This is a genomic window from Pedococcus sp. P1_H8 (genome assembly GCF_056405175.1).
On the sequence record NZ_JBFUCP010000033.1, the window covers coordinates 1 to 779 of the forward strand.

Annotated in this window: 1 protein-coding gene; it reads right to left on the reverse strand. The window is 70.7% G+C overall.

Annotation, left to right across the window (positions count from 1 at the left end):
- On the reverse strand, positions 1-779 hold a 779-nt coding region (locus AC1DYG_RS18660; RefSeq protein WP_477641363.1), incomplete at both ends, for a condensation domain-containing protein.

The window sequence follows — 779 nt, forward strand, 5'->3', positions numbered from 1 at the left end:
CCACAGCGGTGCGCAGCACCAGGGTGTTGACGAACATGCCGACCATCTCGTCGAGTTCGGCCTCACCACGACCGGCCACCGCGGTCGAGATCGCGATGTCCTCGTTGGCGGTCAGCCTGGACAGCAACGTGGCGAGCGCYGCGTGCATCACCATGAACAGCGTGGCACCGCCGCGGCGCGCAATCTCGTGCAGACCGGCCACCAGGTCGGCGTCGATCTCGAAATCGACCTTCCCGCCGCGCATCGACTGCCGGGCCGGACGCGGGCGGTCGGTGGGCAATTCGATCAGCCCGGGCATGCCCGCAAGGGTGCCCTCCCAGAAGTCGAGCTGACGCCACGCCAGCGACTCGGAATCGTCCTCGKCGCCGAGCACCTCACGCTGCCACAGCGCGTAGTCTGCGTACTGCACGACCAGCGGTGCCCACTCGGGGGCCGCGCCGGTGACCCGCCGGCCGTACGCCAGCATCACGTCGCGGGCCAACGGACCCATCGACGCACCGTCCGCACTGATGTGGTGGACGACGAGCGCCAGCACGTACTCCTGGTCGTCGGCCTGGAACAGCCGGGTGCGCAGCGGCGGCGTCGTGGTGACGTCGAAGCCCTGCGAGGCGAACTCCACCAGCGCGGCAGGGACCGCGTCCCCGTCGACCCGCACCGGGGACAGGTCGATCTGGACCGAGGAGACCGGCAGCACGACCTGTCGCGGCACCCCCTCGTCGTCCGGGTACACCGTCCGGACGGACTCGTGGCGGCCGAGCACGTCGGCCACCGCCAACTCG